This is a genomic window from Ideonella sp., assembly GCF_041287625.1.
In the GTDB taxonomy this organism is placed as follows: domain Bacteria; phylum Pseudomonadota; class Gammaproteobacteria; order Burkholderiales; family Burkholderiaceae_C; genus Ideonella.
In genome coordinates, this window is record NZ_JBGGNH010000008.1 from 21,104 (window position 1) to 36,024 (window position 14,921).

Annotated in this window: 15 protein-coding genes; 11 read left to right on the forward strand and 4 right to left on the reverse strand. The window is 64.6% G+C overall.

The window, feature by feature from the left end:
• Positions 1-38: 38 nt before the first annotated feature.
• From ACAH41_RS01875 to ACAH41_RS01885, 3 genes are all read right to left on the reverse strand, one after another.
• Positions 39-1,955: a tetratricopeptide repeat protein gene (locus ACAH41_RS01875; protein ID WP_325649396.1), complete on the reverse strand. Its 1,917-nt coding sequence runs from the start codon at positions 1,953-1,955 to the stop codon at positions 39-41.
• 71 nt (positions 1,956-2,026) lie between these two features.
• Positions 2,027-2,863: a PPK2 family polyphosphate kinase gene (locus ACAH41_RS01880; protein WP_325649398.1), complete on the reverse strand. Its 837-nt coding sequence runs from the start codon at positions 2,861-2,863 to the stop codon at positions 2,027-2,029.
• A 71-nt stretch (positions 2,864-2,934) separates the two neighbouring features.
• Positions 2,935-4,047 carry a glycosyltransferase gene (locus ACAH41_RS01885; protein ID WP_325649400.1) on the reverse strand — a complete coding sequence of 371 codons (1,113 nt, stop codon included), beginning with the start codon at positions 4,045-4,047 and terminating at the stop codon, positions 2,935-2,937.
• On the opposite strand from ACAH41_RS01885, the gene ACAH41_RS01890 reads away from it, so the two are divergent.
• The 8 genes from ACAH41_RS01890 to ACAH41_RS01925 all read left to right on the forward strand — a co-directional run bounded on the left by ACAH41_RS01890 (position 4,037) and on the right by ACAH41_RS01925 (position 10,962).
• A complete protein-coding gene (locus ACAH41_RS01890; protein ID WP_325649402.1) occupies positions 4,037-4,243 on the forward strand; it encodes a hypothetical protein in 207 nt (68 codons plus the stop codon). The two genes, ACAH41_RS01885 and ACAH41_RS01890, sit on opposite strands and share 11 nt — an antisense overlap.
• A 64-nt stretch (positions 4,244-4,307) precedes the next feature.
• Positions 4,308-5,153, forward strand: coding sequence for a flagellin domain-containing protein (locus ACAH41_RS01895; RefSeq protein WP_325649404.1), 846 nt, complete (start codon positions 4,308-4,310; stop codon positions 5,151-5,153).
• 316 nt (positions 5,154-5,469) lie between these two features.
• Positions 5,470-6,315, forward strand: a complete 846-nt coding sequence (locus ACAH41_RS01900; RefSeq protein ID WP_325649406.1) for a flagellin domain-containing protein — start codon at positions 5,470-5,472, stop codon at positions 6,313-6,315.
• Between the two features lie 380 nt (positions 6,316-6,695).
• Positions 6,696-7,541: a flagellin gene (locus tag ACAH41_RS01905; protein WP_325649408.1), complete on the forward strand. Its 846-nt coding sequence runs from the start codon at positions 6,696-6,698 to the stop codon at positions 7,539-7,541.
• 139 nt (positions 7,542-7,680) lie between these two features.
• Positions 7,681-9,141, forward strand: coding sequence for a flagellar filament capping protein FliD (gene fliD, locus ACAH41_RS01910; protein ID WP_325649410.1), 1,461 nt, complete (start codon positions 7,681-7,683; stop codon positions 9,139-9,141).
• Between the two features lie 223 nt (positions 9,142-9,364).
• Complete coding sequence (gene fliS / locus ACAH41_RS01915; protein ID WP_325649411.1) at positions 9,365-9,799, forward strand: flagellar export chaperone FliS; 435 nt, start codon at positions 9,365-9,367, stop codon at positions 9,797-9,799.
• A 51-nt stretch (positions 9,800-9,850) separates the two neighbouring features.
• Positions 9,851-10,150, forward strand: coding sequence for a flagellar protein FliT (locus tag ACAH41_RS01920; RefSeq protein WP_325649413.1), 300 nt, complete (start codon positions 9,851-9,853; stop codon positions 10,148-10,150).
• A 53-nt stretch (positions 10,151-10,203) separates the two neighbouring features.
• Positions 10,204-10,962, forward strand: a complete 759-nt coding sequence (locus ACAH41_RS01925; protein WP_325649415.1) for a flagellar regulator YcgR PilZN domain-containing protein — start codon at positions 10,204-10,206, stop codon at positions 10,960-10,962.
• 25 nt (positions 10,963-10,987) lie between these two features.
• On the opposite strand, the gene ACAH41_RS01930 is transcribed toward ACAH41_RS01925, so the two are convergent.
• Positions 10,988-11,680 carry a S24 family peptidase gene (locus ACAH41_RS01930; RefSeq protein ID WP_325649417.1) on the reverse strand — a complete coding sequence of 231 codons (693 nt, stop codon included), beginning with the start codon at positions 11,678-11,680 and terminating at the stop codon, positions 10,988-10,990.
• Positions 11,681-11,878: 198 nt separating this feature from the next.
• Between ACAH41_RS01930 and ACAH41_RS01935 the strand changes: the two genes are divergently transcribed.
• From ACAH41_RS01935 to ACAH41_RS01945, 3 genes are all read left to right on the forward strand, one after another.
• Positions 11,879-12,082, forward strand: a complete 204-nt coding sequence (locus ACAH41_RS01935; protein WP_325649419.1) for a DNA-binding protein — start codon at positions 11,879-11,881, stop codon at positions 12,080-12,082.
• On the forward strand, positions 12,079-12,378 hold the full coding sequence (locus tag ACAH41_RS01940; protein WP_325649421.1) for a hypothetical protein: 300 nt from the start codon (positions 12,079-12,081) through the stop codon (positions 12,376-12,378). Before ACAH41_RS01935 ends, ACAH41_RS01940 begins: the two co-directional genes overlap by 4 nt.
• A gap of 113 nt (positions 12,379-12,491) precedes the next feature.
• Positions 12,492-14,921: RHS repeat domain-containing protein (locus tag ACAH41_RS01945; RefSeq protein WP_325649422.1), on the forward strand; the 2,430-nt coding region annotated here is incomplete at its 3' end.

Below are 14,921 nucleotides of genomic sequence, written 5' to 3' on the forward strand. Positions count from 1 at the left end.
AAGCGCAATGAGACGGGCCAAGCGGCGCCTTATCGGCGTCAGGCTGCGGGGAGTGCCGTCGGTGCCAGCCCAGCCTGCTGGCGCTCGAACATGCGTTGCAGCAGGGCTTCGTAGTCGCTGGCGTAGCGGTCGGTGTCGAACAGCGGCAGGGCCAGGCGGTGTTCGTCGAGCTGGGCTTTGAGGCCTTGCAGCACCTGCGGCTCGTTGGCCAGTGCGGTGGCCAGGCCCACGTAGTCGGCCTCGCTGGCGCAGGCCAGATCCGGCAGGCCGCAGGCGTGCACCAGGCTGGCGGCCACGCGTGAGGCGTAGGTGGCGCCCGGCACCGTGAGCACCGGCACGCCGGCCCACAAGGCCTCGCTGGCGGTGGTGTGGGCGTTGCAAGGCCAGGTGTCGAGGAACAGGTCGGCCTGGCGCAGCCGGGCAATGTGTTCGCCCAGGTGCAGCTTGGGCGCCCAGAAGATGCGGCTGGCCGGCACGCCGCGGGCTTCCAGTTCGCGCTGCAGGTTGGCCTGGCCGTGCGGGTTCCAGGCCAGCATCCACAGCACCGCCCGGGGCGCCTGCGCGAGGATCGCGGCCCACAGGTCCAGCATGTGCGGCGACATCTTGTAGACCTGGTTGAAGCAGCACAGCACCACAGCGTCCTGCGGCAGCCCGAGGCTGGCGCGGCTGGGGGCCGGCGGCAGCGGGCGCTGGCGGTCGTTGGGCTGGTAGCTGTTGGGCAGCTGGGCGATGTGTTCGCTGTAGCTGGCGGCGTGCGACAGCGGCGTCACCACCGGATCGCCGATCATGTAGTCGATGTAGTCGGCCCCGGTGCTGGCCGGGTAGCCGAGGTAGGCCACCTGCATCGGCGCGGGCCGTTGGGCGAGCAGCTCGAAGCGGCTGCCGCGGGTGTGGCCTTTCAGGTCGACGGCGATGTCGATCGCGTCGTCGCGCATGCGCTGCGCGATGGCCACGTGCGTCATGTGCGTCACGTCCACGAAATGTTCGCAGGCCGCGCGCACCCGGCGCATCACGGCGCTGCCATCGTTGGTGCTGTGCGAGTAGAGCGTGACTTCGAAGCGGCTGCTGTCGCGCCGCTCCAGCAGCTCGGCCATCAGCACCGAGGTGGCGTGCTGGTGGAAATCGGAAGACAGGTAGCCCACGCGGATGCGGCCGGGCCGGCGCGGGCCCGCCGGCGCCGGCAGCGGCTTGAGTTCACGCGCCAGGCCCTTGGCGCGGATCTCGCCGATGCGGCGCTGCTGCGCCGGCGTGGCGTCCACCGCCAGCAGTGCAAACGGCGAGAGCAGCTGGCCGGTCTTGTCGTCGGCCTGGTCAATCGCCTGCAGCAGCTCGGCGGTGTCCTGGTCGACCAGGCGCCAGTCGCAGGTCTGCCGGCCTTCGTGCACCAGCAGCGACAGGGCCAGCGCACGGGTGCTGTCATTGTCCAGCGAGACGGCGGTGCGGAAGCACTCGGTGGCCTCGCGGGTCAGGCCCAGGTCCTTGAAGCACAGGCCCAGGCGGTAGTGGGTCAGCGCATCGTCGATCTTCAGCGCCAGGGCCTGGAAAAACGCGCTGACGGCGTCCTGCAGCCGCTGGCTCTGGAACAGCGCATTGCCCTGGGCCTGGTACCACTCGAAGTCGCGCGCGGCTTGCGGCGGGTAGGCGTCGAAGACCTGCGCGGCTTCGGCGAAGCGGTGCTGGCGCACCAGGCATTCGGCGAGCAGGCGACAGGCCAGCGGGTCTTCGGGCATCAGCGCCCGGGCCTGGCGGCTGGCGTCGATGGCGGCATCCAGCGCACCGCTGGCGAGTTGCGCGCGGGCCAGGTTCAGCCACATCAGCCGGTCCGAAGGCGCCAGGCGCGCGCCGTGGCCGAACTCGGCGATGGCACGGTCCCAGGCGCGGCTTTTCAAGGCTTGCAGCCCCGCTTGCCAATGGCGTTCGAGGGCATTGGGGAGGGCGGTGGCATGGCGGCTCATCCTTGCCACTGTGGCAGCGCTGGCGCGGCGGCAGGCGCGGATAAACAGGCCCGCAGCCGGCCAGTTCGCTGCTATTCGACCCGCAACCGGTCCAGCGCAGGGTCGGACGGCGGGTAGCGCAGCTTGAGCCGCTGCAGCTGGTCCTTCAGCACGCTGGCGATCATCAGGTTGCGGTGGGTCTTGGAATCGGCCGGCACGATGGTCCACGGCGCCCAGGCGGTGGCAGTGGCCGAGATGGCCCGCTGGTAAGCCTGCTGGTAGGCGTCCCACTGCTTGCGCACGCTGAGGTCGTCGGCCTGGAATTTCCAGCGCTTGGTCGGGTCGTCCAGCCGGTCCTGCAGGCGCAGGCGCTGTTCCTGGTTCGAGATGTGCAGCATGAACTTGACGATCACGGTGCCGGTTTCGCTCAGCAGGCGCTCGAAGTCGTTGATCTGGGCGTAGCGCTGCTGCGTCTGCTTCGGCGTCAACTGGCGCCCCACCACCGGCACCAGCACGTCTTCATAGTGGCTGCGGTTGAAGACGGTGATCTCGCCCGCGCCGGGCAGCTGCTGGTGGATGCGCCAGAGGAAGTCGTGTGCGCGCTCCGGCTCGGTAGGCGCTTTCCAGCCCACGGTGCGCACGCCCAGCGGGCTCATGCGGCCGAACACGCCGCGCAGCGTGCCGTCCTTGCCGCTGGTGTCCAGGCCTTGCAGCACGACCAGCAGCTTGAAGCGGCGGTCGGCATAGAACAGGTTCTGCAGCGTGTCGAGTTCCAGCGCCAGTGCGTCGACCGTGGCCTTGTCGTCGGCCTTGTCACCGCGGGAGAAGGGTTTGCTGGCCGGGTCGATGGCCGGGAGCTTGACGTCGCCTGGCTTGGCGAACTGCAGTTCGGCGAGCAGGCGTTTGAGGGAAGTCGGGCGGATGGGCATGCCGCGATGATGGCAGCGGATCGCCGGGAAACGCCGCGCCGTCCCAAGTTTCCCCGGCCGCCTGGGAGGGCTCAGCCCGTGTGGTCGGCTTCGGCCAGTGCGCGGCAGGAGGCGGCCTCGGCCGGGCGGTCCATCAAGTCGTACAGCAGCGCCAGGTTGTTCGCCGCCAGCACGCTGCCGCGGCCGGCCACGGCGCCTTCCAATTCCGGGCGTTCGCCCAGGTGCAGGCAGCGCCGCCAAGCCTGCTCGATCATCGGCAGCAGGTGTTCGGCGCGGTGGGGTTCGTCGGCCGCCCAGTCCAGCAGCAGGTCCCCCAAGGCAAAGAAAAAGTCTGGCGACTCGGCCCAGGCGACCAAGGCCTGCTCGGCCCATTGCAGCGCCTGCGCGTGGCGGCCGCAGCGTTTCCAGGCGTGCATGCGGCGGATCACCAGGTCGTGCAGCCAGGCCGGGCGGCCGCGGCTGGCGCTGAGGGTGAGCGCCTCGGCGCGGTCGAAGGCGGCCACGGCGTCGGCGTAGCGTTCGTAGACGTCGTGGTCCTTGCCCAGCTGGTACCAGAGATAGGCATCGGCCGGCTGCTCGCGCAGGGCGGCCAGCAGCAGCCTGGCATTGCGGCCGGCCTTGGCGGCCAGCGCGGCGGGCGCGTAGCCGCTGTGGCCCACGGTCACCGGCAGGCGCTGCACGTTCAGGCGGTGCTGCGGTTGTTCATGGATGCGGCCGGCATAGCGCACGTGGCCGGGCAGCACGCGGCTGAGCCAGCTGGGGGCGGTGCTGGCCTGGGCGCCTTCGCCCTGGTGACTGTCCACCCGCAGCGCACCCACGAAAGTGGGCGCAAACTCACGCAGCGAGGCAAGGGCAGGGCCGCCCTCGGCGATCCATTCGTCGGCGTCCAGCACCAGGTGCCAGTCGGCCCCTGCGAGGGCCAGCGCGGCATTGCGCGCGGCAGCAAAGTCGTGGGTCCACTGGAAATGGGCCACGCGCGCACCCGCGGCGCGTGCGAGCGCCACGGTGTCGTCGGTGGAGCCGGTGTCCAGCACCAGCGCCTCGTCCACCCAGGGCAGGGCACTGGCCAGCGCCCGGCCGAGCTGGTGCGACTCGTTGCGCACGATCATCACCAGCGCCACCCGGAAGCGTTGGGCGCCGGGCGCTGGGTCCTGCGAGCGGGAAGGCGGGGGCTTGGCCGTCATTTTGGAAACTTTAGGCCTGCAGGGTGTCGTCAATCGGTCGATAAACAGGGTGGGCAGCAGCCATTTGGTCGGCAAGACGACCGGCTGCACCCGGGTCGCAAAGCGCGTCCGGTTGATCGAAGGAAAAGCGGGCAAAAAACCCCTCAAGTCCGGCGATCAAGGTTCCGAAATCCAGGGTACGGCCCCAACAAACTGAAGCGGGGGCGCAACCCCAGGGCCATCCCGGTCCTTGTTATCAAGCCCCGTGCAGGAGTTATCCCATGTCTTCCACCATCAACACCAACGTTGCTTCGCTGAACGCCCAGCGCAACCTGTCGGCCTCGCAATCGTCGCTGTCCACCTCGATGCAGCGCCTGTCCTCCGGCCTGCGCATCAATTCAGCCAAGGACGACGCAGCCGGCCTGTCGATCGCCGAACGGATGAACGCCCAGGTCAAGGGCATGAACGTGGCCATCCGCAATGCCAACGACGGCATCTCGATGGCGCAAACCGCAGAAGGCGCGCTCGCCAAGGTCGGTGATTCGCTGCAGCGCATGCGTGAACTGGCGGTCCAGGCGCGGAACTCGACCAACACCAGCTCCGACAAGGACTCGCTGAACAAGGAGTTTGGCCAGCTGCAGAGCGAAATCAACCGCGTGATGGGCGGCACCAGCTTCAACGGCAAGCACATGCTGGGCGCCGATGCGACCGCCATGACCTTCCAGATCGGTGCCAACACCACCAGCGACGACGTGATCAATGTCAGCACCACCAACATGGTGACCAACAGCGACATGCAGGCGGTGACCGGCTCGTCGGCCTCGATCGACGCCACGGCCACCTCGGGCGCCATCGCCTCGGTGATCGACGACATCGACACCGCCATCGACACGGTGAACAACCAGCGCGCGACCTTCGGTGCCACGCAAAGCCGCTTCGATGCCGTGATCTCGCAGCTGCAGCAGGGCGTGGAGTCTCAGAGCGCAGCCCGCGGCCGGATCATGGACGCCGACTTCGCGACCGAGACCGCCAACATGAGCCGCGCCCAGATCCTGCAGCAGGCAGGCACCGCGATGGTCGCCCAGGCGAACCAGCTGCCGCAGCAAGTGCTGTCGCTGCTTCGATGACGCCGAGGCGGCCCTTCAAGGGTCGCAGGTTGAACCGGTTCTCTCCGAACCGGCCTGAGCCCACTGAATCCCCGAACCGGCGTTGCCAAGACGCTGCTTCGGGGTGCAGGCACAGATAGTCCTAAAGGTTCCAAAAGTCGCTTCCGATATCCAACTCACAGGACGCAAACAACGGTGTCCTGTAGGTCCGGTGAGATGGCCAAGGGTCAGGCAAATGAGCAGTTGCCCGACCGGAGGAGCACCCGGCGCTTAGGCGAAAGACGAACGCCGGTGCTTTAACCGGAAGACTTTTGGAAACCATTCTGGAGTAACTATCATGGCTCAAACCATCAATACCAACGTTGCCTCGCTGAACGCTCAACGTAACCTCGCTTCTTCGCAATCGTCGCTGTCGACCTCGATGCAGCGCCTGTCTTCGGGCATGCGCATCAACTCGGCCAAGGACGACGCTGCCGGCCTGTCGATCGCCGAACGGATGAATTCACAGGTTCGCGGCATGAATGTCGCGATCCGCAATGCCAACGATGGCATCTCGCTGTCGCAGACCGCAGAAGGCGCGCTGGCCAAGGTTGGCGATTCTCTGCAACGCATGCGTGAACTGGCAGTTCAGGCGCGCAACTCGACCAACACCAGCTCCGACAAGGATTCGCTGAACAAGGAATTCGGCCAGCTGCAGGAAGAAATCACCCGCGTGATGGGTGGCACTTCCTTCAACGGCAAGCACATGCTGGGCGCTGATGCGACCGCCATGACCTTCCAGATCGGCGCCAACACCAGCGCGGACGACACCATCACCGTGAACACCACCAACATGGTGACGAACACGGACATGATCGCTGTCACCGGCTCGTCGGCTGCCATCGACGCAACGGCCACCTCGGGCGCCCTGGCGACTGTGATCGACAACATCGACACCGCCATCAACACGGTGAACGACCAACGCGCCACCTTCGGTGCCACGCAAAGCCGCTTCGACGCGGTGATTGCCAACCTGCAGCAAGGCGTGGAATCGCAAAGCGCAGCCCGCGGCCGCATCATGGACGCTGACTTCGCGACGGAAACCGCCAACATGAGCCGCGCCCAGATCCTGCAACAGGCAGGCACCGCGATGGTCGCCCAGGCCAACCAGCTGCCGCAGCAGGTCCTGCGTCTGCTGCAGTAAACAGCAGGCTGAAAACGCCGGCGACCCGGGGCCAGACCCGGCGCCGCCGGCTTTTTTCCTGACTGTTGAGCACTGAGGACCCGGCTTAGGCCGGGTTCGGCGTCCCGGCGAATGCCAGGACGGAAGAAGACCCGATTCAGCTTGCATTTCGCGGCTTTGGAGATCGGGCACTCTTTGAGAATCACACCTAACGCATCGCCCTTGCTCGGGCGGCGTGGTCCGGAAGCACTGACGAGTCCGGTGCCGTGTCAGATCCGACATGGTGCTTATCGATGGTGATCGAGTGCCGGGCTGTAGGGCCCGCGGCGGCTTCAAAACCGCAGCGGTTCATGCAAGCCGGCACGTTCGCCGGGTGTGGTTGATTCTTGAGGAGTGCTCACATGCCGCAGACCATTAACACGAACCTCGCTTCGCTCAATGCGCAGCGAAACCTGAACATGTCGCAGTCGTCGTTGCAGACGTCGATGCAGCGACTGTCGTCTGGCATGCGCGTCAATTCCGCCAAGGATGACGCTGCAGGCCTGGCGATTGCGGAACGGATGAATTCGCAGGTGCGGGGCATGAACGTTGCGATCCGCAACGCGAACGACGGCATCTCGCTCTCGCAGACCGCGGAAGGCGCGTTGTCCAAGGTGGGCGACTCGTTGCAGCGCATGCGGGAACTGGCGGTCCAGGCGCGAAACGCGACGAACTCAAGCTCCGACAAGGACTCGCTGAACAAGGAATTCACGCAGTTGCAGGCGGAAATCCAGCGGGTGCTGGGTGGCACGACCTTCAACGGCAAGCACATCCTGGGCAGCGACGCGACGACGCTGACCTTCCAGATCGGCGCCAACACGACGACCGACGACGTGATCGACGTGGCGACGACCAACATGGCGACGGCCAGCGACATCACGACGGTCACCTCGACCACCGCCGTGATCGACGCCGCGGCCACGACGGGTGCGATCGCCGAGGTGATCAACAACATCGACGCCGCGATCGACGTGGTGAACAACACCCGTGCGACCTTCGGCGCGACCCAGAGCCGCTTCGACGCGATCATCTCCAACCTGCAGCAGTCGGTCGAGAACCAGGCCGCCGCCCGCAGCCGGATCATGGACGCCGACTACGCGCAGGAAACCGCCAACATGAGCCGCGCGCAGATCCTGCAGCAGGCCGGCACGGCCATGGTGGCCCAGGCCAACCAGCTGCCGCAGTCGGTGCTGAAGCTGCTGGGCTGATCTTCGGCCGGGGGTCGCGGCAACGCGGCGCGACGCCGGCTTTCGTTCCGGTGCGCTACCCCTCAAGTTCATGGTGCTCGCGCCGACATTGTTGTCACAGAACCGGTGATTCTTCGCCGGGCAGAAGGATGCGCTGACCATGACCACCACCACCAGCAGCCTTTCCTCGATAGGCATCGGCTCCGGGCTGCCCGTTACCGACATCATCAAGTCGCTGATGGCGGTCGAGCACAGGCCGGTTGACCTGCTGGCCGCCGAGCAGACGACGCTCAGCACCACGTTGTCCTCGATGGGCAAGATGCAGAGCTATGCCTCGGCCATGGGCGACAAGGCCCAGGCGCTGGCCGACCTCAGCCTGTGGTCGAAGAAGAGTTTCACTTCCAGCGACAGCACGTCCGTTGCCGGCTCGGCCGAAGACGGCACAGCCGCCGGCAGCTATTCCGTCTCCGTGCAGGCCCTGGCCTCGTCCCAGACGCTCACCTCGGGCGCGTTCCCGTCTTCCAGCGCCACGCTCAGCGAAGGCACGTTGACGATCGAGCTGGGTGCCTGGGGCAGCGGCAGCCCGGCGAGTGGCTTCACCCCCAAGGATGGCAGCAGCGCGCTGAACATCACCATCGGCCCGGACGACACCAGCCTGACGGCCGTTCGGGACAAGATCAATGCGGCAGGTGCCGGCGTGACGGCAAGCATCGTCACCGACGCCAACGGCTCGCGCCTGTCGCTGCGCTCCACCGCCACCGGTGCCGAGAACGGCTTCCGCATCACGGCCGGCGAAGCCAGCGACGATGGCGACGCCAGCACCGGCCTGTCGGCACTGGCCTATGACGCGACCGCCGCCAGCAACACGATGACACGCAACCTGGCCGCCGGCAATGCCAAGGCCACCGTCAATGGCATCCAGGTCGAGTCCAGCACCAACACCTTCAGCACCGTCGCCGAAGGCGTGACCTTCACCGTCGGCAAAGTGACCGGTGAGGCAACGACCGAGATCACCATCACTGACAACACCGACGCGGTGACGACCGGCATCAAGGACTTCGTCAAGGCCTTCAACGACCTCGCGTCCTACATGCGGGACCAGACCAAGTACGACGCAACGGCCAAGAAGGGCGCGCCGCTGCAGGGCGACCGCACCACCATCGGTTTCCAGTGGCAGATGCGCGGCATCATCAACGACGGCACCAAGGCCTCGACTTCGCTGTCGCACCTGTCGGACATCGGCATCACGATGGCCGCGGACGGCACGCTGAAGCTCGACAGCGCTAAGCTCGACACCGCGATGAAGAATCCGGCCGAAGTGCGCAAGGCCCTGGCCACCGACGGCACCGATGCCGAAAGCTCTGGCTTCATGGACCGCTTCCGCGACCTCGCCGACGCCGCCACCGCTTCGGACGGTAGCCTGCAGACCCGGCAGGATGCGCTGAACGCCGCGATCAAACGCAACCAGTCGCAGCAGGACTCGATGGAGGCCCGGCTGGTCGGCGTTCAGGCCCGCTACGAAGCCCAGTACCAGGCGCTGGACACGCAGATGGCGTCGCTCAATGCGCTGTCGTCCTATGTCACCCAGCAGATGGCGGCGCTGTCGTCGTCGTCGTCCTGAGCGCCGGAAAGATCAGTACTTTCCCTAGGTCCATGTCATCGAAGGCGCCTGCGGGCGCCTTTTTTCATGGGCTTTCCAGGGCCGTCCCACAGAGGGAGAAAGCCCGTGGACCTGTCTTGGAACTGTCCGGAAAGCCGGGGTGATACGGGAGATCGGCCCGGCTCAAGTGCCCGCTTGGGGCACCGATAAACAACACAAGCGGAACAACACACGGACCCCACAAATGTTCACCCCCAGCTTTTCCTACGCGCTCGGCCAGGCCGGTGCCATGGCCCACGCCTACCGCCGCGTGAGTGTCGAGACCAGCATCGTCGATGCTTCGCCGCACAAATTGGTGGAAATGCTGTTCGACGGCTTCATGGAATCCGTCAGCCAGGCCCGCGGCTACATGCGCGCTGGCGAGATCGAATCCAAGGGCAAGGCCATCAGCCGTGCCGCCCGCATCGTCGAAGAAGGCTTGAAGGCCGGCCTGAACCTGAAAGACGGCGGCCGCCTGGCGCTGGACCTGCAGTCGCTCTACGCCTACCTGACCATGCGCCTGACGCTGGCCAACATCCGCAACGACGAAAAGATCCTCGATGAATGCGCGTCGCTCATCGATCCCCTGCGCCAAGCCTGGAAGGCCATTGGCCCTCAGGTCCACCAAGGCGTGAACTGAGCCGGGTGTTTTGACACGCCAAGACCCGACACGACTTGCCGGAACATTGAAATGAGCACCAACCTGCTGAACTTTTACGAGGCGATCGAGCGCGCCAGCGCTGACATGGTCGACGCCGCCCGCAATGGGAACTGGGACGAGGTCGTCAAGCTGGAAGGCGCCTGCGCCGTGTTGATCGCCCAGTTGAAGAACGCCGCTCACTCCGAATCGCTTCAGGCCGACGAAAGCAAGGTCAAGTCGCGCATCATGCAGCGCATCTTGCTGAATGACGCCGAGATCCGTCACCTGGCCGAACCCTGGCTGGATGACCTCGACCAGATGATGACCGGCCGCAGCAAGACGCTGCACTGAGCGGCTGCCCGCAGCCCCGCACGCGCACCTCGCCTCCCGGACTGGATTCACCGATGTTTTCCGACACCCGCCCGGCCCCGATCGACTCGAACGCGGGTTCGTCGATGCAGGAGTTCCGCATTGACGAGCCGCACGAGATCCGCGCGCTGCTGAAAGCGCTGATGGACCGCAGCGTGGTGATCAACCTCAGCGGCTCGGACGGCACTGCCTACCCGACCACGTTGTGGAGCATTGATGCCACCCAGGGCAAGCTGGCGTTCAGCGTGGACCTGATGTCGCCGGCCGCCCAGCGCATGGTCGAAGCCGAAGAGGCCTCGGCCGTCGGCTACCTGGACCAGATCAAGCTGCAGTTCGACGTGGCCGACCGGCTGCTGGTGCATGGCAAGAACGCTTGCGTGCTGCAGACCAGCATGCCGCGCGAACTCTTCCGCTTCCAGCGACGCAGCGCCTACCGCGTGCGCACGCTGGAGCGCACCGCGCCGACGGCGATCTTTCGCCACCCGCAAATGCCCGACATGCGGCTGGAATTGCGCGTGCTGGACGTCAGCGCCGGCGGCTGCGCGCTGTTCCTGCCGGAAAACGTGCCCCCGGTCGAGCCCGGTGTGGTCATCCACGGCACCCGGCTCTCGCTGGACGGCGACACCGAATTCCAGACCAGCCTGATGGTCCACCACGTCACCTCCATCCAGCCGCAAGCCAAGGGCGTGCGGCTGGGCTGCGAACTGACCCGCCTGGACGCCAACGCGACCCGCGCGCTTCAGCGCTACATCGACAACACCCAGAAACGCCGGCGCATGCTGTCGCTGGACTGAAAGGCTCAGGCCTGCGGGCCCGGCCTCAGCACCAGTCGCGAAGCGATGCCACCACGCGCCCGAGCACCGTCACGGCGGGCGTGGCCTCCAGGTCAAGGTCGTAAGCCGGATACGCCGGGTTGGCGCTGCTCACCCTGAGCAAGCCGTCCGGCAGCCGCTGGCACAAGCGCACCAGTGTTTCCGGGCCTTGCAGCAGCGCATACATGAAGCCGCTGCGCGGCACGGTGTCCTTCAGATGGATCACCACCAGGTCGCCGCTTCGCAGGGCCGGCTCCATGGCATTGCCATCCACCGTGACCACGCAAAGGGCTTCGGGCTTCAGCTCCCTTGCCGCCAGCCAGTCCTCTGGCAGCCGCAGCGCATGGCCTGGCCCATAGCGGGCCGTCGGCTCGTTCAGTCCATCCCCCATGCGCCAGCCGTCGGCTGGCGCTTCGGCCGTCCGCCGCATCGGCAGTTCGCCTGTGAGCAGCCACGCGGGATTGATGCCGTATGCCGTGTACAAGCCCGCCAGGAACTCGGCGCTGGGCAGGCGCCTGCCTGAGAGATAGGCCCGCACCGTGCTGAACGGAACACCGGTCCGGCTGGCGAACCGCGCCTGATCCACGCCGACCTCCGCCATCGCCGAGCGCAACCGGACCGTGACCGCAGCGACGCCGAGTGCCGGCGCCTCGCGGGAAGACGCGGCATCCGCGCCTGGCACGAAAGACTTGGAGGGCATGAGAGATGGCGAGATTGATAGCGATTCGCTACGAATTCTCTCCCAGTTCATCGCTGCCCCCGCCGAGCTTCGCCATGGCCGATGGGTGCCGCTGCGCCTTTCATCCACACGCCAGAGGATGGGAGTGCCCTTGTGGATGTTCTTTATGGCGCTTTATCATTGACTCAAAACGAGCATCAAGCTCAGGGAGAGTGATCAATGACGTCTCGAAAAGAGCAGTGCCTTCCACTTCTGACGCCGGAAGAGGTCAAGACGCGGCTGAAGCAGCAGGGCATGACACTCAAGCAGTGGGCCGAACTCAACGACTTCCGCTACCAGGCCGTGAGCCAGGTGCTCCGTGGCGTGAACCGCGCCACTTTCGGAGATGGCCATCGCATTGCCAAGGCGCTGGGGCTCAAATGACCGCGGCGCCCACCCCCTGGACCACCGGCGACCCGCGGCCCCGCCGGCTGTACCTGTCCATCTGCCACGCCTATGAGCGCCTGGGTCCGCACGCTCGCAGCGCGCTGCGCCAGGCTGTCGGCCCGGAAAGCTCGCTGCCCAATGTCATGGCGGCTGCACAGCTCATCGTGGGCACCACTGACGCCGATGACCTCGCGCTGGTGCTGGCACGGCTCATCAGCATGAGCAACGAAAACGCCGCCAGCGTGGGCCTGCATTGGCCACAACAGGCCGGCGGCGGCCCGGAAGACCCGTGATGAAAACTGCTGCCTGCATCCGTCAAATGCCTCACCAGATACCCCATTTTGGGGATGGGCGACCCACCCCTTCCTCACCTAATCTCCAACGCGCAAAAAACACGGAGGGTGGAATGTCCAGAACGATCAAATGCCTGATGGCATTGGCAGGCGCATTGCTGCTGCATGGGGCGCATGCGGATGAGTACGACGAAGAATACAAGCGAGTGGGCTCCGCGAAGACGATTACCGCCTATGGTTCGGATCTTTTCGGCGACAAGGTCAACATCTACAACGGCGGCCTGGAGTTTGTTCAACAGGATGTGTCGCTGCCCGGCAATAATTCGTTGTCGGTTTCAGTGGGACGACGACGCACCACAGGGGACTCCATCAGCGTCAAGCTGTCCAATCCCCAAGGTCAGACGGGTGTGTTCGGTGACTGGCAATTGGAAATACCCCATTTGCACGGTACATTTTCCTTTGGAGTCTACAACAAGGGCTGGTCTCCTCCTGATAGGAGTTCTCAGCGTTGCACTCAGTTTGGTATTCCCGTGGACGGTAGCGACCTTGGTGGCAATAACTGGGCATCGGCAACCGGCTTCTGGCATGGATCATTCCTTTATCTTCCGGGAAGGGGCGACCAGGAAATGGTGCGTCGCTCATCGGTCAACTCCGCTTCGCCAGGGGACAACCCAGGAAATTACCCAATAGTAACGCACGACGGGTATCAAGTCAGTTGCGGAATAAATCTGGTGAACGGTGTAGGCGAAGGCTTCATTGTCACCGATCCCGCCGGAACTAGGTACCGGTTTGATCGAATCATGGCTTGGTATGCGCCCCCGTACTCGTTTACGCCGGGAGCACAGGCCATCGCGGGCCGCAGTAGTCCCCTGGCGCCCCCGGGAGGTGGCAGTTCTGCTGCAGTCGTCGTCGCCGAATACTGGATCGTGCCGAGCATCATCACCGACAGATTTGGCAACGCCGTGACCTACAACTGGGACGCAGTGGACGCAAAAAAACTGAACTCTATAGTGGCCAGCGATGGGCGCCACTTGGACTTTACTTATTCCGATGGCCCTAACATATCTCAGGTCACCGACGGCAATCGCATTTGGAAGTATGGCTATACCAACGGGTATTTGACGACGGTGACGCAGCCAGATAATTCCGCTTGGAAGTTTGATCTGACTTCGGTCATCGCCGCTCCTCAATACTATTCCGGGTCCGCAAGCTGTGAAATGGCGGGGTCCTTGATCAGCCCTATTCAAACGGCCACAATGACCCATCCTTCAGGGGCGGTAGGTACGTTCAAGTTGGCTGGCACCTTTCACGGGCGCGCATACGTTTGGAAACAGTGTCTATCAAAAGGCGGTTCGCCAACCGATACATACGCATTCAACCCTCGGGTGTTTGCCACAATGGCATTGACATCCAAAAGCCTGTCTGGCCCTGGTTTGCCAGCCACGTCTTGGACCTACGGTTACCCCACAGCGGTAGGGTCGTGGTCGACCTGCACCAGCAATTGTGGCGGCACCAAAGTTGTCACAGTCACCGACAGCGAAGGCAAAGTCGTCAAGCACACATTCGGTACTGTCTGGATGGCCAACGATGGTCAGCTGCAAAAGGTGGAGGAAGGTGATGCTTCCGGCACGCTCAGGACTACGAGCTACACCTATGCCGCGGCATCCGACGGTGGCGGTCAACCCTTTCCGAATTTGGTGGGATCAAGCGATGCTGAAGGTGATCATTTCAGTGTCGAGCAACTCACGCCGCAACGTTCAAAAATCACCACCCAGCAAGCCGCCACCTTCAGCTGGTACGCCAACAGCTTCGACAGCTTCGCTCGCCCGGTCAATGTGACCAAGTCCAGCAACTTGGGTTACAGCAAGCAGGAGTCGATTTCTTATAAGGATTTTACCGATGGCTTGTGGGTGATCGGCTTGCCTCAAAGCGTCAGTGTGATCGAGCCATCTACCACCACTCAGATATTTTGGAATTCCTACGATACGCTCGGTCGCCTGACCACCGACTACAAATTCGGTTTCTGGCAGCACATTCGCACCTACAACACTGACGGCACGTTGGCCACGGTAACCGACGGGGCACAGGCCTCGCACATCATTGGACTGAGCAACTGGAAACGCGGCATACCGCAAACCATCAGCTACCCCACGGGTCATACCAAAACGGCGGTGGTCAACGATTACGGCCGCATCACCTCGCTCAAAGATGAGTCGGACCACACCACCGGTTATGGCTATGACGCGCTGGGCCGGCTGAAAACCATCACCTATCCCACCGGCGACCCCGTCACCTACAACGCGACCAACGTCACCTTCGCGCCCATCACGGGCAGCGCGCCCTACGGCTTGGCTACAGGAACCTGGAAACAGACGCTGACCACCGGCAACCTGCTCGAAGAGAACTACTTCGACGCCCTGTGGCGCCCGGTCATTTCCCACCGTAAGGACACCGGCACTGGCAAGGAACGCTTCGTCGTCAAGTCCTATGACGTGGACGGCCACACGCTGTTCGAGTCCTACCCGCTGGACACCCTGAGCAGC